The 19,221-nt window shown below is 61.1% G+C and carries 17 protein-coding genes; 9 read left to right on the top strand and 8 right to left on the bottom strand.

From position 1 onward, the window contains the following. Positions 1-44 precede the first annotated feature (44 nt). From ACVENA_RS04645 to ACVENA_RS04655, 3 genes are all read right to left on the bottom strand, one after another. Positions 45-1,223, bottom strand: a complete 1,179-nt coding sequence (locus ACVENA_RS04645; RefSeq protein WP_449327845.1) for a vWA domain-containing protein — start codon at positions 1,221-1,223, stop codon at positions 45-47. A 245-nt stretch (positions 1,224-1,468) separates the two neighbouring features. Next, positions 1,469-2,047: a hypothetical protein gene (locus tag ACVENA_RS04650; RefSeq protein ID WP_449327846.1), complete on the bottom strand. Its 579-nt coding sequence runs from the start codon at positions 2,045-2,047 to the stop codon at positions 1,469-1,471. Positions 2,048-2,060: 13 nt separating this feature from the next. After that, complete coding sequence (locus tag ACVENA_RS04655) at positions 2,061-2,699, bottom strand: carbonic anhydrase (protein ID WP_257548569.1); 639 nt, start codon at positions 2,697-2,699, stop codon at positions 2,061-2,063. A gap of 62 nt (positions 2,700-2,761) precedes the next feature. On the opposite strand from ACVENA_RS04655, the gene lipA reads away from it, so the two are divergent. The 5 genes from lipA (at position 2,762) to ACVENA_RS04680 (ending at position 10,401) form a co-directional block, all read left to right on the top strand. Further along, positions 2,762-3,694 (top strand): lipoyl synthase, encoded by a 933-nt coding sequence (gene lipA / locus ACVENA_RS04660; RefSeq protein WP_297665905.1) that lies wholly within the window; start codon positions 2,762-2,764, stop codon positions 3,692-3,694. Continuing rightward, a complete protein-coding gene (locus ACVENA_RS04665; RefSeq protein ID WP_449327847.1) occupies positions 3,695-4,138 on the top strand; it encodes a type II toxin-antitoxin system RatA family toxin in 444 nt (147 codons plus the stop codon). A gap of 239 nt (positions 4,139-4,377) precedes the next feature. Further along, positions 4,378-4,605 carry a hypothetical protein gene (locus ACVENA_RS04670; RefSeq protein WP_449327848.1) on the top strand — a complete coding sequence of 76 codons (228 nt, stop codon included), beginning with the start codon at positions 4,378-4,380 and terminating at the stop codon, positions 4,603-4,605. Between the two features lie 38 nt (positions 4,606-4,643). Next, complete coding sequence (locus ACVENA_RS04675) at positions 4,644-8,894, top strand: RHS repeat domain-containing protein (protein WP_449327849.1); 4,251 nt, start codon at positions 4,644-4,646, stop codon at positions 8,892-8,894. 637 nt (positions 8,895-9,531) lie between these two features. Beyond that, positions 9,532-10,401, top strand: coding sequence for a hypothetical protein (locus ACVENA_RS04680; protein ID WP_449327850.1), 870 nt, complete (start codon positions 9,532-9,534; stop codon positions 10,399-10,401). A 25-nt stretch (positions 10,402-10,426) separates the two neighbouring features. Here the strand turns inward: ACVENA_RS04680 and istB are convergent, their stop codons facing one another. Then, on the bottom strand, positions 10,427-11,272 hold the full coding sequence (gene istB, locus ACVENA_RS04685; protein ID WP_053554354.1) for an IS21-like element helper ATPase IstB: 846 nt from the start codon (positions 11,270-11,272) through the stop codon (positions 10,427-10,429). Then, positions 11,269-12,510, bottom strand: a complete 1,242-nt coding sequence (gene istA, locus ACVENA_RS04690; protein WP_053554353.1) for an IS21 family transposase — start codon at positions 12,508-12,510, stop codon at positions 11,269-11,271. Before istA ends, istB begins: the two co-directional genes overlap by 4 nt. A gap of 88 nt (positions 12,511-12,598) precedes the next feature. Between istA and ACVENA_RS04695 the strand changes: the two genes are divergently transcribed. The 4 genes from ACVENA_RS04695 (at position 12,599) to ACVENA_RS04710 (ending at position 15,973) form a co-directional block, all read left to right on the top strand. Continuing rightward, a complete protein-coding gene (locus ACVENA_RS04695) occupies positions 12,599-13,762 on the top strand; it encodes an RHS repeat-associated core domain-containing protein (protein ID WP_449327851.1) in 1,164 nt (387 codons plus the stop codon). 3 nt (positions 13,763-13,765) lie between these two features. Further along, positions 13,766-14,155: a hypothetical protein gene (locus ACVENA_RS04700; protein ID WP_449327852.1), complete on the top strand. Its 390-nt coding sequence runs from the start codon at positions 13,766-13,768 to the stop codon at positions 14,153-14,155. A gap of 104 nt (positions 14,156-14,259) precedes the next feature. Beyond that, a complete protein-coding gene (locus ACVENA_RS04705; protein ID WP_449327853.1) occupies positions 14,260-14,925 on the top strand; it encodes a transposase in 666 nt (221 codons plus the stop codon). A gap of 682 nt (positions 14,926-15,607) precedes the next feature. Further along, a complete protein-coding gene (locus ACVENA_RS04710) occupies positions 15,608-15,973 on the top strand; it encodes a hypothetical protein (protein ID WP_449327854.1) in 366 nt (121 codons plus the stop codon). Positions 15,974-16,001: 28 nt separating this feature from the next. Here the strand turns inward: ACVENA_RS04710 and rsmA are convergent, their stop codons facing one another. From rsmA to ACVENA_RS04725, 3 genes are read right to left on the bottom strand one after another with little or no spacing between them, the layout of a single operon-like run. Beyond that, positions 16,002-16,850, bottom strand: coding sequence for a 16S rRNA (adenine(1518)-N(6)/adenine(1519)-N(6))-dimethyltransferase RsmA (gene rsmA, locus ACVENA_RS04715; protein WP_449327855.1), 849 nt, complete (start codon positions 16,848-16,850; stop codon positions 16,002-16,004). Then, on the bottom strand, positions 16,847-17,866 hold the full coding sequence (pdxA, locus tag ACVENA_RS04720; RefSeq protein ID WP_449327856.1) for a 4-hydroxythreonine-4-phosphate dehydrogenase PdxA: 1,020 nt from the start codon (positions 17,864-17,866) through the stop codon (positions 16,847-16,849). Before pdxA ends, rsmA begins: the two co-directional genes overlap by 4 nt. Beyond that, the gene (locus tag ACVENA_RS04725; RefSeq protein ID WP_449327857.1) at positions 17,866-19,206 is read right to left on the bottom strand and encodes a peptidylprolyl isomerase; all 1,341 of its coding nucleotides are present in this window, start codon (positions 19,204-19,206) and stop codon (positions 17,866-17,868) included. Before ACVENA_RS04725 ends, pdxA begins: the two co-directional genes overlap by 1 nt. Positions 19,207-19,221 lie beyond the last annotated feature (15 nt).

Genomic DNA, 19,221 nt, shown 5'->3' on the forward strand with positions numbered 1-19,221 from the left:
CTGCGGTGAGATCCCGGCCTTCGCCGGGATGACGGAAGTGCAGATCAATGTTTCCGCGTCAACTCGCGCATCGCATTGTCGAGCCCGCCGAGGCTCAGCGGATACATGCGATCGTTCATGAGCTGTTTGATCAGCTTCACCGACTGGGTGTAGCCCCAATGCGCCTCGGGCACGGGGTTGAGCCACACCGCGGCGGGATAGACATGCGTCATGCGCTGAAGCCAGACCGCGCCCGATTCCTCGTTGAAATGTTCGACGCTGCCGCCCGGATGGGTGATCTCATAGGCGCTCATCGACGCATCGCCGACAAAGATCACTTTATAATCATGGCCGTATTTGTGGAGAATGTCCCACATCTGGTGACGTTCGGACCAACGGCGCTTATTGTCCTTCCACACCCCTTCATAGGGGCAATTGTGGAAATAGAAGAATTCGAGATTCTTGAACTCGCTCGTCGCGGCGCTGAACAATTCCTCGCACAGCTTGATGAACGGGTCCATCGATCCGCCGACGTCGAGGAACAGCAGGAGTTTCACCGCGTTGCGCCGCTCGGGCCGCATGTGGATGTCGAGCCAGCCCTGCCGCGCGGTGCCGTCGATCGTGCCCGGAATGTCGAGCTCGTCGGCCGCGCCCTCGCGCGCAAACTTGCGCAGGCGGCGGAGCGCGATCTTGATGTTGCGGGTACCGAGCTCCTTGGTGTTGTCGAGATTGGCGAACTCGCGCTTTTCCCAGACTTTCAGCGCGCGCTTGTGCTTGCTCTCGCCGCCGATCCGCACCCCCTCGGGATTATAGCCCGAATTGCCGTAGGGGCTCGTGCCGCCGGTGCCGACCCATTTGTTGCCGCCTTGGTGGCGCTTCTGCTGTTCCTCGAGCCGCTTCTTCAGCGTCTCCATGATCTCGTCCCAATCGCCGAGCGACTTGATCGCCTCCATCTCCTCGGGAGTCAGATATTTTTCGGCGACCGCCTTCAGCCATTCCTCGGGGACATCGACGGGGTTCTGGCCGTAATCGGTGAGCAGGCCCTTGAAAACCTTGTTGAACACCTGATCGAAGCGATCGAGCAGCCCCTCGTCCTTCACATAGATGGCGCGGGACAGATAATAGAATTGCTCGGGACTGCGGTCGATGACCTCACGGTCGAGCGCCTCCAGCAATAGCAGATGTTCTTTCAGGCTGGCGGGAATGCCAGCGGCGCGAAGCTCGTCGAGGAAGCCGAAAAACATGGGGCAGGGTTAACCTGTCGGAGCGCCGGGCGCAATCACTTTACGTTTACGGAAAGTGGCGCCGCGAGTCGAAGAGAAAGGGCGGAAAACTGCGTAACGTCATGCGCAATTCGGGAATGCGGGTCAGCCGATGCACGCTCTGGGTTCCCGCTTTCGCGGGAATGACGAAAGAAAAGAACCTCCGCTCCCCGCGCCGAGCCAGTCGGCTACCGGCCGCCGGAATGTCGCTGCGGTTTCGAGCCGCCTCAGGCGCCCGGCACTTCCCACAGGATCAGCTTGGTCGCGTTGACGTTCTCGCGCGCTTTCGCCGTATCGAGGCGCGTCAGCTTCACGCTGCCCTTGAGTGCGCCCATCTCGATCATCGCGTCGATCACGACCACGCCGCCGGCGCCCACATCCACCTCGATCTCGGCAGGCTTCGCGAGCTTCGCCTTGGCGGTCGAGACGTGGAGGTGGTGCGTGCCGGGCTCGACATCGGCCATCAGCATCTGGCCCGACTTGATCTGGCCTTTCGCCACGTCGTCGAGCGTCACGTCCATCCCCTGCAGCGCGGCGACGAAGCCGCGGCGGGTGATGTAGAGGCGCGCCTTGCCCGCGGGTGCCTGCATCGCGCGCGCTTCGGCAAGCGCCGCGGTATCGGCCTTCTGGCCGCCCTTGTTGCTCGACAGCGCCCAGATGCAGAAGATGATGATCCCGCCGATCAGCACCACGGCCAGGATCAGCATGGTTTCCAGCGAAAGGACGCTGGCGAGCGAAGGCCCCAGAAACGCACCGAAAATCGCGGCTGCGAAAATGATCGTCAGCCACATGGCATTCTTGCTCATCGTCTTTCCCCTGTCAGGCGGGGGCAAAGACCCCCGTTTCCTCGTCCATCACATGCAGGACGCCATCGTTGATCGCAAAGAATGCACCGCGCAGGCGAAGCGTTCCCTTCCGCTCCTTTTCCTGGATGCAGGGGAAGGTGCGCAGGTTCGCCAGGCTGACCCGCACCGCCGCCATTTCCATCGCGCGGCCTGCCTCGCGGTTGTCGTAATCGGGATAGCGCGCGCGGATTTCGGCGCTCGCATCGTCGAGCATTTCGATCCAGTGGGCGATGAAGCCGCCGCGTCCGGGCTCGGCACCTTCCATCGTCCGGTGCAGCGCCGCGTGACAGCCGCCGCACATGCCGTGACCCATGACGACAATTTCCTCGACCTTCAGGAACTGGACCGCGAATTCGAGTGCGGCGGAGACGCCGTGGCGGCCGGGATTGGTCTCGAACGGGGGCACCAGCGCGCCGACGTTGCGGACGACGAAAATCTCGCCCGGATTGGTATCGAAGATCTGCGACGGTTCAGATCGGCTGTCCGAACAGGCGATCACCATCACCTTGGGCGATTGCCCCTCGGCAAGCTGTTCCCAGCGGTCGCGTTGTTCCTGCCAGCCGCCGTTACGGAAACGCCGGTAGCCTTCGATCAATTCTGCAAAGCGAGTCATGGACGCCCCTTAGCATAGGTTGAGAGGTTGAGAAGAGGCGCGCGCGCGACTATGTGGACGCGATGAACGCTCCCGCACAGCCGCCCCAGCCTCTTCAGCGCCCTCGCAAGCCCGACTGGATTCGCGTCAAGGCGCCCACCAGCCCCGGCTATGCCGAGACCAAGCGCCTGATGCGCGACCTTGGCCTGCACACCGTGTGCGAGGAAGCGGCGTGCCCGAACATCGGCGAATGCTGGACGAAAAAGCATGCGACGGTGATGATCCTCGGCGACACCTGCACCCGCGCCTGCGCCTTCTGCAACGTCAAGACGGGGATGCCGCGTCCCGTCGACCTGCTCGAGCCCGAACATACGGCGGCGGCGGCGGCGAAGATGGGGCTGACGCACATCGTCATCACCTCGGTCGACCGCGACGACCTGCCCGATGGCGGCGCGAGCCAGTTCGTGAAGGTCATTCAGGCGCTGCGCCGCGAAACGCCGCAGACGACGATCGAAATCCTGACCCCCGATTTCCGCAACAAGCCCGAAAGCGCGGTCGCGGCAATCGTCGATGCGCGGCCCGACGTCTACAACCATAATCTGGAGACGGTGCCGCGGCTTTATCCGACGATCCGCCCCGGCGCGCGCTATTATGCGTCGCTCCGCCTGCTCGAAAGCGTCAAGCGCCGCGATCCGTCGATCTTCACCAAGTCGGGCATCATGCTCGGCCTCGGCGAGGAGCGGATGGAGGTGCATCAGGTGATGGACGACATGCGCAGCGCCGACATCGATTTCATGACGATGGGTCAGTATCTGCAGCCGACGCCGCGCCATGCCAAGGTCGCCGAGTTCGTGACCCCCAAGGCGTTCGACGCTTATGCGCAGATTGCGCGCGCCAAGGGCTTCCTGCAGGTCGCCTCGTCGCCGCTGACGCGGTCGAGCTATCACGCCGGCGATGATTTCGAGCGGATGCGCGCCGCGCGCGAGGAGCAACTCGCCCGCGCCAGGGTGGGCTGATTGCCGCGGCACCACGAAACGCGCGAGCTTCCCTACAGCGACGAACAGATGTTCGCGCTGGTCACCGACATCGCGCGCTATCCCGAATTCCTGCCGTGGGTCGTCGCGCTCCGCGTCCGCAGCGACAGCGAGCATGAGGCGGTCGCCGACATGATCGTCGGCTTCAAGGGGCTGCGCGAAAGCTTCTCGTGCCGCGTCCACAAGGAGCGGCCGCGCGCGGTGACGGTCAGCTATATCGACGGTCCGATGAAGCATCTCAGCAACGAATGGCATTTCGCGCCGCTGGCGGGCGGAGGGTGCCGGGTCGATTTCATGGTCGATTTCGCATTCCGCAGCCGCGTCTTCGAAACGCTCGCCGGGCAGATGTTCGACAAGGCGCTCCGCAAGATGATCGCGGCGTTCGAAGCGCGCGCGGGCGAGCTCTACGCCGCTCTTCCTTCGTGAGCCGGCGGTAGCGGCCTTTTTCGTCCTTCCCGCGAAGGCGGGCGCAGCCAGGGAGCCGGTGCGCTGGACGATCAATGTCGAAGCCCACCGCCGCGATGACGAAACCCGTTGGGAAGGAATCTGCGCGCCTTTCCGATGCACGGCTGCAAAGCATCTAATGTGGATATTTCTGCATGTTGACGAAGCTGAAGGGCGGGTCCAGCCTTCGCTGATCCCAATGAGTCGTTGGGGAGACGACGATGAGATCATCGAAAATCATGACTTGTGCGGCGGCCGTTGCCGTTTCGGCCGCGGTCCCGGCTCTTGCCACCGAAACCGTCACCTACAGCTATGATGCCAGGGGCCGGCTGGTGAAGGTGGTTCGCACCGGCACGGTGAACAATAATGTCACGGTCGAATATACGCATGACAAGGCCGACAACCGCACCCGGCTGAAGGTAACCAATTCGCCCAATCCGCCGCCCTGATCGAACGCGACGGGGTTTTTCGGCAAAGGGGGAAGCGGATGCGAAATCGGGGCGATAGCTGGATCGGGAAGCAGGCCGGGGGACGGACCGGCTGCTGGCGGATCGGCGACTGGCTCGCGCGCGCGGCGGCCGCGCTGCTGCTGCTGGCCGGGGCCTGCGGGCCGCAGGCGGTGCTGGCGCAGACGTCGCCCGCGTTCCGCAATCTCGACGCGAACGGGGTCGACGTGATCACCGGCGACCTCGTCCTCGACGTGCCCGAGGCGTCGATCGGCTCGGGCGACGCAAAGCTCTCCCTGACACGCCAGAACAACCAGTTCGCGCCGACGCAGTGGGACGGCTATTATTTCATCCTGACGCGGAGCGGAACGACGACGACCATCCGCATCGGCCTAGCCGACGGGACCGCCGATACGTTCGTCAACGGCGTTGCCTCCAAAGCCAACGGCGCGACGCTGACCGGCGGCTCCAACAGCTATACCTACCGCCACCCCGACGGCACGTCGGTGACCTTCACCGACCAGAATGCGCCGGGAAGTTCGGACGGGGTCATCACCAATTTCTGCGGCTCCGAAGGCACGGCGCTGAGCTGCGAGCTGCTGCCGACCACGATCACCGCGCCCGGCGGCCGGACGGTCACGCTGATGTTCGGGCGCTACAGCTATCCGGGGGTGCCGCAGGGAACGACGCCGACCACCGTCTACGGCAAGCGGCTGTGGATGGTCACTAACAGCTACGGCTATCAGATCAAGTTCGCTTATGTGGGCAGCGGCCTTTTCCCGCATGGCTCGGGAAGCACGCCGCCGCCCGCGTCGTGGCTTACGCGCATCTCGGCCAAGTTCTATAACACCGCGGTCAGTACGACGGTGCCGCAATCGACGGTGAGCTATGCGACCCCGTCGACCGGCGTCACCGAGGTGACCGACCCGTCGGGCGAGGTGACGACGGTGACCGATGGCAGCGTCCAGCAGCCCGGCGACACCACCCCGTCGCTCGACACGACGAGCAGCGGCGGCTCGGTCATATCCGCGACCAAGAACGGCGTGACGCGCAGCTATGCGGAGACGGTCGTGGGCGGCGTCCGCCGGACGACGATCACCGATCCCGACGGGAAGACGCGGGTGATCGTCCACGCGACGGGCGTCGACCGCCCGGCGGCGGTCACCGACGAGAATGGCGACACCGTCAGCTATACCTATGACACGGCCGGACGGATGACGCGCAAGACCTTCCCCGAGGGCAATTATATCAAATACACCTATGACGGTCGCGGCAACATCACCGAGACGCGGCTGGTCGCAAAGCCGGGATCGGGCCTCGCCGACATCGTCAGCACCGCCGCTTTCCCCGCGACCTGCACGAATCCGTTGACCTGCAACAAGCCGACCAGCGTCACCGACCCGCTGGGCAAGGTCACCAGCTATGCCTATGACGCGACGCACGGCGGGGTGACGAGCGTCACCGGGCCCGCGGTCGGCGGGGTGTCGCCGCAGATCCGCTACAGCTACACGCAGGTCGCGGGCGCCTACAAGGTGACCGGCATCTCGCAGTGCCGCACGACGGCGAGCTGCGCGGGGACGGCCGACGAGGTCAAAACGACCATCGCCTATGACACCAACGGCAACATGACCTCGATCACCAATGCGGCGGGCAACGGCAGCGTCAGCGCGACCTCGACGATGAGCTATGACGCGCGCGGCAATCTGCTGACGATCGACGGGCCGCTGGCGGGCAGCGCGGACACGGTCACCTATCGCTACAATGCGAACAACCGGCTGGTCGGCGTCATCGCGCCCGATCCCGACGCGGCGGGGCCGCGGCTGCGCAGCGCGATCCGCTATCGCTATGCGCCGCGCGGCGCGGTGGTCGGGACCGATTACGGCACGGTGGCGGGGACGTCGGACACCGACTGGGCCGCCTTCGCGCTCAGCTATCAGCAGAATGTCACCTATGATTCCAACCACCGCCCAAGCGTCAGCAAGCTGGTATCGGGCAGTACGACCTATGGGCTGACGCAATATAGCTATGACGCGCTGGGGCGTCTCGGCTGCACGGCGGTGCGGATGAACCCGGCGGTGTTCGCGTCGCTGCCGGCGAGCGCCTGCACCGCGGGGACGACGGGCAGCGCGGGCCCCGACCGGATCACGCGGACGAGCTACGACGATGCGGGGCAGGTGACGAAGGTCGAGACGGCGGTGGGGACGGCGGAGGCGGCGAACGCCGTGACCAGCGCCTATACCGCGAACGGCCAGCTCAGCTATGTCGTCGACGGGGAGAACAACCGCACGACTTATGTTTACGACGGTTTCGACCGCCTGTTGCAGACGCGCTATCCGGTGACGACGCAGGGTGCGAACAGCAGCAATGCGAGCGATTACGAGCAGCTCACTTATGACGCGCGGAGCAGCGTGACGCAGCGGCGGCTGCGCGACGGGACGAGCATCGGCTATACCTACGACGCGCTGGGGCGGGTGACGGCGAAGGATCTTCCGGGAACCGAACCCGACACGAGCTACAGCTACGACCTGCTGGGCCGCGCGACGGGGGCGGTGCAGGGGACGCAGACGTTGAGCTTCGTGCAGGACGCGCTGGGGCGTCTGACGAGCCAGACGGGGCCGCTGGGGACGACCGGCTACACCTACGACGCGGCGGGTCAGCGTCTGACGATGAGCTATCCGGGCGGGGTGCTGACGCTGAACTATGATTACGACCCGGCGGGGAATGTGACGAAGATCCGCGAGAATGGGGCGACCTCGGGCGTCGGGGTGCTGGCGTCTTATGCCTATGACGACCTCGGGCGGCGGACGAGCGTGACCTACGGCAACGGCAGCGTGCAGAGCTTCGCCTATGACGCGGCGTCGCGGCTATCGACGCTGACGAACAACCTCGGCGGAGCCGCGACGACGCACGACCTGACGCAGACGTTCACCTACAACCCGGCGGACCAGATCGCGAGCGTGGCGCGGAGCAACGACGCCTATGCCTGGCAGGCGCATTACAATGTCGACCGCAGCTACACGATCAACGGGCTCAACCGGATCATGAATGTGGGGAGCACTGCGTTCACCTATGACGGCCGCGGCAACCTCACCAATGACGGAACGAACGCCTTTACCTACACGAGCGAGAATCTGCTCAAGACGGGGCCGAGCACGACGCTGGCCTACGACCCGCTTGGGCGCCTCTACGAGACGGTGAAATCCCCCACGACGACGCGGTTCCTCTACGACGGCGCCGACCTGATCGGCGAGTATAACGGATCGAACGCAGTGCAGCGGCGCTACGTCCATGGCCCCGGCGTCGACGAGCCGATCGTCTGGTACGAGGGCAGCACGGTCAGCAACACGACGCGGCGGTTCCTGATGGCCGACGAGCGCGGCAGCGTGGTGAGCGTCACCGACAGCGCAGGCGCGACGATCCATATCAACGCCTATGACGAATATGGCATCCCCGCCCCCGGCAACATCGGCCGGTTCGGCTACACCGGGCAGACCTGGCTCCCCGAACTTGGGATGTGGTATTACAAGGCGCGCATCTACTCGCCGACGCTGGGGCGGTTCCTGCAGACCGATCCCATCGGTTACAGCGACGGCATGAACTGGTATAACTATGTCCGTGGAGATTCGGTGAACTTTATCGATCCGTCGGGTCTATGCGGTGCTGGCGCATATTCTGGATATGTAACAGGCTCGCGAATTCGGAGATGCTTGCCAATAGGCTTCGCATCGGCCGATGGGAGTGGTGACGGCAGCGGCCCTTATGTTGGCAGTATACGCGGAACCGAATCCGGAGGTGGTGATTCCGGGGGCGGGAATGGTTTCTGGTTGTGTAATAACTGTGGTCAAGCTGCCGAATACAACGGAAATGAGATAATCATCACTGCGCCAAATTTTGTTTGGGTCGTTTTTGAGAAGGTACAAAACGCTTTCGATCATCCTGAAAACTTCTTCGTGTGTGGAGGCGGAAGTGTCTACGTTGGGGGCGGTATCTGCGGTACGGGCGATTTAGACCTAATCACTTATTCGGAAGCTACGCTGATGGGGCCCGGGGTAACCGTTCTCGGAGGCTATGCTCCCAACGGCGCATCAAATTATCTGAAAGGGCCCAGTGTGTCGGTAGTTGCCGGCGTCGGAGTGGGGGCTACGCCCTCCGGCGATGTCGCCTATTTAGTGGGTACGCACTCTGCATCAGTATCTTACGGCGTATCGATTCCTGAAGCAGCCGAGAGAATATTTTCTCATTTTTCTTCTCTTACTTATCAGATGATGGGTAGACCTTATGACTATCCATAAATTATATTAAGGGCACAGGAGATCGTAGTGAAAATTTTGATGATTCTTGTCCTATTATTTATCGGAATATTTATGTTCTCAGTATCAATTTTATCAATTTTCAAAGGGGTGTCATATTGGCGTCCGAACTTAGTAATGCGAAATAAAGAGCCATTTTTATTTTGGATTTCAGTAATATCACACATATCTATCGGTTTATTCATATTTTTTATGGTCGCATCTATGGTTTTTAGTAGAAATATTTAAAATAATGTGAAATGAAAATTACAACGGAATTACGGAATTACGGAATTACGGAATTACGGAATTACGGTGAATTACGAATTACGGTGCAAATTACGGAAATTACGGTGACAAATTACGAAATTAAAATTACGGTGAAATTACGGTGACAGTTTACTTAAAAATTACGGTGACAGTTTACTTAACCCCTAAATTCCAGTAACATTCCACCATGGCTCGCCTTCCACGCTTCGTCCTGCCTGGAATACCGCATCATGTGACGCAGCGGGGCAACCGGAATTACGGTGACAGGTGCATAATTCCCCAATTAACGAGATAAGGGATCAGGATTGTTGCAACCGTAATTCGGGAGAACAACCGCACGACTTATGTTTACGACGGTTTCGACCGCCTGTTGCAGACGCGCTATCCGGTGACGACGCAGGGTGCGAACAGCAGCAATGCGAGCGATTACGAGCAGCTCACTTATGACGCGCGGAGCAGCGTGACGCAGCGGCGGCTGCGCGACGGGACGAGCATCGGCTATACCTACGACGCGCTGGGGCGGGTGACGGCGAAGGATCTTCCGGGAACCGAACCCGACACGAGCTACAGCTACGACCTGCTGGGCCGCGCGACGGGGGCGGTGCAGGGGACGCAGACGTTGAGCTTCGTGCAGGACGCGCTGGGGCGTCTGACGAGCCAGACGGGGCCGCTGGGGACGACCGGCTACACCTACGACGCGGCGGGTCAGCGTCTGACGATGAGCTATCCGGGCGGGGTGCTGACGCTGAACTATGATTACGACCCGGCGGGGAATGTGACGAAGATCCGCGAGAATGGGGCGACCTCGGGCGTCGGGGTGCTGGCGTCTTATGCCTATGACGACCTCGGGCGGCGGACGAGCGTGACCTACGGCAACGGCAGCGTGCAGAGCTTCGCCTATGACGCGGCGTCGCGGCTATCGACGCTGACGAACAACCTCGGCGGAGCCGCGACGACGCACGACCTGACGCAGACGTTCACCTACAACCCGGCGGACCAGATCGCGAGCGTGGCGCGGAGCAACGACGCCTATGCCTGGCAGGCGCATTACAATGTCGACCGCAGCTACACGATCAACGGGCTCAACCGGATCATGAATGTGGGGAGCACTGCGTTCACCTATGACGGCCGCGGCAACCTCACCAATGACGGAACGAACGCCTTTACCTACACGAGCGAGAATCTGCTCAAGACGGGGCTGTCAACGCTGACTAATAATTCCCCAGAAGTGCCGGGTTAAAATTCCCCAGTTTGGGTTTCGGTGATCAGCCGTTCCAGTGATCGTGCGTGCGCTCCTTCGGTGGCCGCCCGCGCCTTTTGGGCGGCGGCGGCGGCGTGATCGCTGAGATCGCCCTGGTGTGTTCCGGCACGAGGTCGGAGTGCGCGCGCAAGCGGTAACTGGCGCCCTCGATCTGGATCACGATGGCATGGTGCAGCAAGCGATCGAGGAGCGCCGTTGCCACCACCGGATCCCCGAACACCTCGCCCCATTCAGCAAAGCCGCGGTTGGATGTGAGGATCATCGCTCCCTTTTCGTAACGGGAGTTGACCAGCTGGAAGAAGAGGTTGGCACCGCCGGGCGTAACCGGGAGGTAGCCGATCTCATCGACGATAAGGAGGGTGTTTCGGTTGAAGAACCGGAGCCGTTCGGGAAGCCGTCCGTCACGCTCGGCACGCACCAGCATGTCGATCACCTCAGCCAGACTGGCGCGGTAAACACGCTTGCCAGCGCGAACAGCCTCTGCGCCCAAGGCTGTCGCCAGATGGCTCTTGCCTGTGCCCGGCGGTCCCAGCAGATGGACCACCTCGCCGCGCTCGATAAAGTCGAGCTGCGCCAGTGCGAGGATGCGGCCGCGATCCAGCGAAGGCTGGAACGAGAAGTCGAAGCCTTCGAGGGTTTTCATGGGCATGAGCCGTGAGGTCTTGAGCCCGACAGTGAAGCGCCTGCTTTCCCGATTGCCATACTCATGCGAGAGCAAGACATCGATGGCTTCAAGCGCGGTCATTTCGCCGCGCTCCAGACACCGCATGGTATGATCAAGTACCTCGAGCGCGCGGGGCATTCTCAGGCCAACCAGGCTCGTGCGGATGCGGTCGATGATCTCCGTCATGGCCGTACCTCGCTGCCGGCCAGTCGCCGTCCTACCGCCTCGTAGAAGCCCAGCGAGCGCCTGGTAATCTCAAGCCCTGCAGGCGGCGGCACTGTTGCCGCGCGAGGCGGAGCGAGCCGCCGGTGGGAAGGATCAACCCGGCGCTGATTGCGTCCATCGAGAACGGGATGCACCGCGATCAGCTTGCGATCCTCGAAGATCCTGATCTCACGGGGATGATTCTGCACCTCCACGACCCGTTTGCGCGTAGCGTCGGGCACCGAGTAGAGATTGCCGCCAACCGATACCATGCCTTCATGGCTGACTCGCCGCTCGATCGTGAGCACCGCATTGTATGGGGCCGCAGGCAAGGCCGTCAGGACCGGTTGCTCCTCGGCAAAGTGCTCGCTGACGATCCGCCGGGTCGTGGCATGCAACCGAACATTCGCGACCGTGTCCAGCCATTCGCGGAACTGCCTGTTCAGGTCATCAGCGTTGCAGAAGGTGCGTCCAAGGAAGAAGTCCTGACGGATGTAGCGGTAGGGCCGTTCGATCTTGCCCTTGGTTTTCGCCCGATAGGGCCTGCATGCACGCGGCAAAGCGCCGTAATGATCCAGCAAGGCCACCAGCGACCGATTGTAGATCACAATACCCTCGGCATCCTCATCGATCACAGCGGTTTTCATGCGGTCGTAAAGCACCTCGGACGGGGCACCGCCCATCGCATCGAAGGCGTCGATGTGGCAGCGCATCACCGTCTGCAGATCCTGGGTCGGACAGAACCGACCCCACAGCCAGCGGCTATGACCCAACACCATCGAGAACAGCCAGAAGATCCGGGTCACGCCCGGCTCATCGCTGAACGCCACCTTGAACTGGGCGAAGTCCACCTGGGCCTGCCGTCCCGCGGGTGTTTCGAAGCGCCGCTCGAACGGGACCACTCGCGGCGGCCGCATCTGGCGCAGGAAGTCCGTGACGGTCGTGTAGCCGCCCTTGAACCCCATCGCAGCGATTTCGCGGAAGAGACGCTTGCCAGACAACCCAGGATATAACGCGATGCGATCGCGAAGATATGGTTCGTAGGGTTCCAGCTCCCGCGGACGGGGTGGCCGGGGCTTGTACACCGGCGCCTTCACGCCGCCGGCCAGGTGTTTGCGTACCGTCTTTCGATCAAGGCCCGTCTGCCGCGCAATCGCCGACACCGACAGCCCCTGCCGCTTCAAGTCATGGATCATGACAATTTCCTCAAGTCTGATCACCTGCCACGCCTCCCGCCAATCCGGGCAAGCATAGGAGGGATCCGTGCGGGTCGTTGCCAATTCGCTCCGGGGCTAGCCCCGGAGCGAATTGGCGCTCACCTCAAACTGGGGAATTTTCATTCGGCACTTCTGGGGAGAATACATCCGGTATCGACAGGGGCCGAGCACGACGCTGGCCTACGACCCGCTTGGGCGCCTCTACGAGACGGTGAAATCCCCCACGACGACGCGGTTCCTCTACGACGGCGCCGACCTGATCGGCGAGTATAACGGATCGAACGCAGTGCAGCGGCGCTACGTCCATGGCCCCGGCGTCGACGAGCCGATCGTCTGGTACGAGGGCAGCACGGTCAGCAACACGACGCGGCGGTTCCTGATGGCCGACGAGCGCGGCAGCGTGGTGAGCGTCACCGACAGCGCAGGCGCGACGATCCATATCAACGCCTATGACGAATATGGCATCCCCGCCCCCGGCAACATCGGCCGGTTCGGCTACACCGGGCAGACCTGGCTCCCCGAACTTGGGATGTGGTATTACAAGGCGCGCATCTACTCGCCGACGCTGGGGCGGTTCCTGCAGACCGATCCCATCGGTTACAGCGACGGCATGAACTGGTATAACTATGTCGGTAGCGATCCGGCCAACTTCAGCGACCCGAGCGGTACTAAATGCGAATTTGTCGGCATCCATGTGTATCGATACTTGCGGGCGGGAATACCCATCACGCCTTGGATACCGGCTGGGGACATCTATGATTGCACATCAGACCGTCAAGATGGCACGGATATTATCGTCAATGCATATAGAAATCGTGGAGATGGGGGAGGTATATCGTCAGTACCTTTCACAGACCCAGACCCCTGTGCAGGCTTTAAGACAGGGCGTTTTCCCGGAGAGGACGGATATAAGCCGGCCAATTTTGATGGGAAACAAGTGGAAAAGAAAATTTTAGAAAAAATAAAAATTCATATAGATAGCGAATATCCAAAAAGTTATTGGGATACAGCGTTTAATAATATTTTAAATATAACTTCTCTTTTTGCTACTGGAATTCAATATAACCCTGCTCCAGCGGGAGGGCCCATGGGAACGCAGCGGCATACCTTCGATGTCGGAACTATCGTCGGAAAGACATATAAAGCAGGGCGGGAATCATTCTATCCTGCTCGATCCACAAGATTTGTTACAATTATTACGAGGCCATCAGGAAAAAACAAAAGGGATCTTGTTAGCATATATCCGGGATGCTGAATCATGAAGTCAGAAATTTCTGAAATTGAATACAAAGTTTTATCATTCTCATTTGATAAAACTGAATTTGAAATTATCATTGATGAAAATAAAATTAGAATTATTTCTAATAGAAAATCTGTTCTAATTTCAATATATAATCAAATAAACTCTTTATTAATTAATAATGAAGACTGGTACGAAATTGATGGAGAGGCAGAGTTTCATTGGCAATGCGAAGGTGATAACAATATTATAATAGATTGGAAATTTGGAAGAAAATTTGTAGAACATTCAAATTTTATTAAATTAAATTTGTCATTATTCATGAATGTATATGATAATCTAAGTTTCTCTGAAAAAAGTGAGATGAGAAAAGATTTTATTTACAATATTTCTGAATTTATTAAATAAATTAGAATTACGAATTACGGTGACAGTGCACTAATTAACGGCGGGCCGTCGTCTGAATTACGGTGACAGTTTACTTAACCCCTAAATTCCAGTAACATTCCACCATGGCTCGCCTTCCACGCTTCGTCCTGCCTGGAATACCGCATCATGTGACGCAGCGGGGCAACCGGCGCGAGCGGACTTTTTTTGAAGACGGAGATTATCAACTCTATCTCGATCTCCTCGCCGACGCCGCGCAGCGGGCGCATACGGAGATCTGGTCCTATTGCCTGATGCCCAACCACGTGCATGTCATTTTGGTGCCGCATGACGATGACGGCTTGCGCCGGACCTTTGGCGATTTGCATCGGCGCTACACGGGCTACATAAACGCCCGCATGCGAACGACCGGCCATTTGTGGCAGGGGCGCTTCAGTTCGGTCGCAATGGACGAAGCGCATCTTGTGGCAGCATTTCGCTATGTTGCACTCAATCCCGTCCGGGCCCGGCTAGTGAAGAGAGCAACGGATTGGAAATGGTCAAGCACCCTTGCCTTGTGCGATGCGGTCGATGATGGGGTCGTCACGGTTGCGCCGGCGCTGGAGCGCGTTGGTGATTTTACGGCCTTTCTGGATGAGGCTTTCGACGAGGCATTCACCTATGCCGCCTTGCGCAAAGCCGAAAGTATCGGCCGCCCCGTAGGTTCCCCGCAATGGCTGGAAGATATGGAAGCAAGGACCGGCCTGATCCTTAAACCAAAGAAGCGGGGGCCGAAACCAAGAGATGTTTAGGGGTTAAATAAACTGTCACCGTAATCGCACACCCATCAAAACGGCAACTTTCAGCCAAATCCCATTAGCGATTATGACGTGGGGTTAGCCAGTTTTTACGATGAAACCTATGTGGCAATTGATGCATTGGGAAATATGACATGCGTTCAGGGAAGATAAACATCAAGAAAATCACGATGATATTTCTTCTTCTATCTATCACGTCATCATGCAGGGACATCGGAGGGACTTTGCATAAATTATACGCGTTTCCTAAGTGTGATGCCAGATACGGAGTTGAAAAGGAGCAGACTTCCTTTTCGCCGTCTTCAAAGCAATATATTGAATCATCTCGATATCTTAAAATAATGTATGACTTAAGAGAAATGAAGATTCATAAGGACAAAATATGCGGATACAAAGTATTGCGCTCTCAATCTTGCTACTATTTTATTGACAGAGGGTACAGCGCGCCCGGAGGAAGTGAGATTTGCGTAAATCCAAAAACTTACATTATCACATACTATAAATTTGATAATTGAGAGCGCTCCTCCTCGGAATTACGGGAATTACGGTGACAGGTGCATAATTCCCTAATTAACGGGAATAAGGGATCAGGATTGTTGCAACCGTAATTCGGGAGAGCAACCGCACGACCTATATCTACGACGGTTTCGACCGCCTGTGGCAGACGCGCTATCCGGTGACGACGCAGGGTGCGAACAGCAGCAATGCGAGCGATTACGAGCAGCTCGGCTACGACGCGCGGAGCAGCGTGACGCAGCGGCGGCTGCGCGACGGGACGAGCATCGGCTACACCTACGACGCGCTGGGGCGGGTGACGGCGAAGGACCTTCCGGGAACCGAGCCCGACACGAGCTACAGCTACGACCTGCTCGGCCGCGCGACGGGGGCGGTGCAGGGGACGCAGACGTTGAGCTTCGTGCAGGACGCGCTGGGGCGGCTGACGAGCCAGACGGGGCCGCTGGGGACGACCGGCTACACCTATGACGCGGCGGGTCAGCGGCTGACGATGAGCTACCCGGGCGGGGTGCTGACGCTGAACTAGGATTACGCAGGATCCCGCCAGGCCAAGATCAGGCGGCCGCCGACCCGCTCAGCGCGCGTGCTAGCGCGACCCATTCCGCCACGCTGACCGTCTCGGCGCGGCGGGTCGGGGCGATGCCGAGCACGTCGAGCGCCTCGACCGCCCCCGCCATGCCTTTGAGGCTCTGCCGCAGCATCTTGCGCCGCTGGCCGAAGCCTTTTTCGGTGAGCTTCGACAGGATGCGCGGATCGACGCCTTCGGGTTCTTCGGCGGGCGTCACATGGACGATCGCCGACATCACCTTCGGCGGCGGGGTGAAGGCCGAGCGGTGGACCTTCATCGCGATTTTCGCGGTCGAGCGCCACTGGGCGAGCACTGCGAGCCGGCCATAGGCGCTGCTTCCCACCGGCGCGACGATGCGCTCCGCAACCTCCTGCTGGAACATCAGGGTCAGCGAGCGCCAGAGCGGCGGCCAGGCTTTGGGTTCGAGCCAGCGCGTGAACAGCGCGGTCCCGACATTATAGGGCAGGTTCGCGACGATATGATAGGGCCCGCCTGCGAGCGCATCGGCGTCGATCGCCATCGCATCGTCGGGGATCACCGTCAGCCGCCCATCGAACGCGTCGCCAAGTTCGCCGAGCAGGGGCAGGCAGCGGTCGTCGCGCTCGACCGCGATCACCTTCGCGCCGGCGCGAAGCAGCGCGCGCGTCAGTCCGCCGGGGCCGGGGCCGACCTCGAACACCGTCTGGCCGTCGAGGTTGCCGGGCAGCGCCGCGATGCGGTCGAGCAATTGCTCGTCGAACAGGAAATTCTGCCCCAGCGCCTTGCTTGCCGACAGGCCGTGCGCGCGCACTGTTTCGCGCAGCGGCGGCAGCGGGCGGTTGGCCGCGGCGGTCACTTTGCCGGGGCGCTGCTGCGCTCGCGCGCCGTCGCCATCCGCGCCGCCATCGCGATCGCGGCGATGGTCGGCCCCGGATCGGCGCGGCCGGTCCCCGCGATGTCGAACGCCGTGCCATGATCAGGCGAGGTGCGGATGATCGGCAGCCCGAGGGTCAGATTGACCCCGTCGTGAAAATGCAGCGCCTTGAACGGTGCCAGCGCCTGGTCGTGGTAGCCGCAGAGGATGGCGTCATATTGCTCGCGGATGCCCGGCGCGAACAGCGCGTCGGCGGCGAGCGGCCCGTCGATGACGATGCCCTCGTCGGCGAGCTGCGCGACCGCGGGGGCGATGATGCGGATTTCCTCGTCGCCGAGCTGGCCGTTCTCGCCCGCGTGCGGATTGAGCCCTGCAATCGCGAGGCGCGGGGCCGCGATGCCGAAATCGCGCGACAGGCCGCGCGCGACGATGCGTGCCTTGGCGACGATCAGCTCGGCGGTCAGCCGCTCGGGCACTTCGGCAAGCGGAATGTGGACGGTCAGCGGCACGACGCGCAGCGCCGGCCCGGCGAGCATCATCACGGCGTTGGTCGCGGTGACGCCGCAGCGCTCGGCGATGAATTCGGTCTGGCCGGGATGGGTATAGCCGATGCCGTGCAGCGCATGTTTCGACACCGATCCGGTGACGAGCGCGTCGCTCGCGCCGTTGCGGGTCAGGCCGATTCCGGTTTCGAGCGCGTGCAGCGCGCAGGTCGCGCCGGCCGGGGTCGGGTGCCCGGGGGCCAAGGCACCGCTGTCCTCGAGATGCCAGACGGGAAGGGCGGTGCCGAACGCCCGCACCACCTGCTCCATGTCGCCGACGCGCGCCACGGGGCCGTCCCAAACGGCCTCGATCGCGGCGATGTCGCCGATGGCGACGAAAGGCGGTAAATCATGCTCGCGCCGCGCGGTCCAGGCCCGCGCGGCGACTTCGGGGCCGACGCCGGCCGGGTCACCCATGGTGACCGCGATCGGCCGTCGCTCGTCGATATCAGGCATCAGCTATATTCGATCACCGCGTCGCGCCGGAGATCGCGCAGATAGCGCTGGGCCCGCTTGTTCACCTTGTCCTCGAGGATTTTCTCCTCGATCTGGGCGCGATCGGGTTCGGCGACGCTGTTCGGCATTTCGCGACCGCACAACACCAATACGCTGATGCCTTCGTTCGCCGCGCCGAAGGGCTGCGTCGTCTGGCCGACCTGCATCGTCGCGAGGGTCGACTGCAATTGCGGCGGCAGCGCGCGCATCGCGATATTGTCGCGCGCGACGACATGCGCGCCCAGCGAAGTCGCGACGCTATCCGCGCCGCCGCACCCGGCGATGCCGCGCGTCGCTTCGGCGAATTTGCTCGCAAGCGCGGCTGCCTGCGTTTCGCTCGTGCCCGGTGCGAAGTCGAGCGAGACCTGCTTCAGGCTGAGCACCGCGTCGCGCGGATCGGCGGTCAGCACCTGACGCCGGTCGATCATCAGCAGGATCGAGATGCCGCCCGGCACCTCGAGGGGGCCGACGAGCTGGCCCGGCCCCATCTCCTGCGCTGCGTTCGCCATCGAGGCGGGCAACTGGCCGCCGCGAACCCAGCCGAGATCGCCGCCGACGACCGCGGTCGACGCTTCGGAGAATTGGCGGGCATAGGCAGCAAAGCTGCCGCCGGCCTGAAGCGCCTGGATGATCTTGCGCGCGTTCTCGGCGACCGCGGCGGCATTTTCGGGCGTCGCCGACAGATAGATTTCGCCGAGGTGGAATTCGTCCTGCCCTTTGGCCTCGTTCATCTGCTTGACGATCGAATCGACTTCCTCGGTCGACACGTTGGTCGTCGACTGGATGTTGCGCGACAGCAGGCGGTCCCAGGCATATTCACCGCGAATCTGCTGCTTCACGGCCGCGGCGGCCGATCCTTTCGATTCGAGATATTGAGAAAATTCCTCGGGAGTCTGCTTGAAGCGCGCGGCCAGGCGGGCGAATTGTTCGTTGATGACATTCTCGTCGATCTCGATCTTCGCGGCCTTGGCTTCCTGAATCTGCAATTTCTCGTCGATCAGGTTGCTGAACACCTGCTGGCGCAACCGCTGCAATTCATCTTCCGGCAGGTCGACATTGCTGTTCGCGATGCGGATCAGCGCCATGCGCTGTTCGATGTCGGTCGCGGTGATGATCTCGCCGTTCACCGTCGCCGAGGGGCGATAGACGTTCGGCTTGTCGTCGCCGTAAAGCTTGACGTTGCCCGGGATATTCAGGCTCGTCGTTGGAACTTCGGTGTCGGGGACGGTCTGGCCCAGCACCGGCGTCACACCCACGGCCGCCACGGTGATCAGCCCGATCATGGTCGAAAATTTGGTCATTGCCATCCTATTCGA

The sequence above is a fragment of the Sphingopyxis sp. 550A genome, from assembly GCF_053569535.1.

What these genes read in the sequence shown, in the direction of transcription:
- ACVENA_RS04645 (WP_449327845.1), bottom strand. Translation starts at nt 1,223, where the DNA reads ATGTTTTTCGGCTTCCTCGACGAGCTTCGCGCCGCTGGCATTCCCGCC.
- ACVENA_RS04650 (WP_449327846.1), bottom strand. Translation starts at nt 2,047, where the DNA reads ATGAGCAAGAATGCCATGTGGCTGACGATCATTTTCGCAGCCGCGATT.
- ACVENA_RS04655 (WP_257548569.1), bottom strand. Translation starts at nt 2,699, where the DNA reads ATGACTCGCTTTGCAGAATTGATCGAAGGCTACCGGCGTTTCCGTAAC.
- lipA (WP_297665905.1), top strand. Translation starts at nt 2,762, where the DNA reads ATGAACGCTCCCGCACAGCCGCCCCAGCCTCTTCAGCGCCCTCGCAAG.
- ACVENA_RS04670 (WP_449327848.1), top strand. Translation starts at nt 4,378, where the DNA reads ATGAGATCATCGAAAATCATGACTTGTGCGGCGGCCGTTGCCGTTTCG.
- ACVENA_RS04675 (WP_449327849.1), top strand. Translation starts at nt 4,644, where the DNA reads ATGCGAAATCGGGGCGATAGCTGGATCGGGAAGCAGGCCGGGGGACGG.
- istB (WP_053554354.1), bottom strand. Translation starts at nt 11,272, where the DNA reads ATGACGGAGATCATCGACCGCATCCGCACGAGCCTGGTTGGCCTGAGA.
- ACVENA_RS04700 (WP_449327852.1), top strand. Translation starts at nt 13,766, where the DNA reads ATGAAGTCAGAAATTTCTGAAATTGAATACAAAGTTTTATCATTCTCA.
- ACVENA_RS04705 (WP_449327853.1), top strand. Translation starts at nt 14,260, where the DNA reads ATGGCTCGCCTTCCACGCTTCGTCCTGCCTGGAATACCGCATCATGTG.
- pdxA (WP_449327856.1), bottom strand. Translation starts at nt 17,866, where the DNA reads ATGCCTGATATCGACGAGCGACGGCCGATCGCGGTCACCATGGGTGAC.
- ACVENA_RS04725 (WP_449327857.1), bottom strand. Translation starts at nt 19,206, where the DNA reads ATGACCAAATTTTCGACCATGATCGGGCTGATCACCGTGGCGGCCGTG.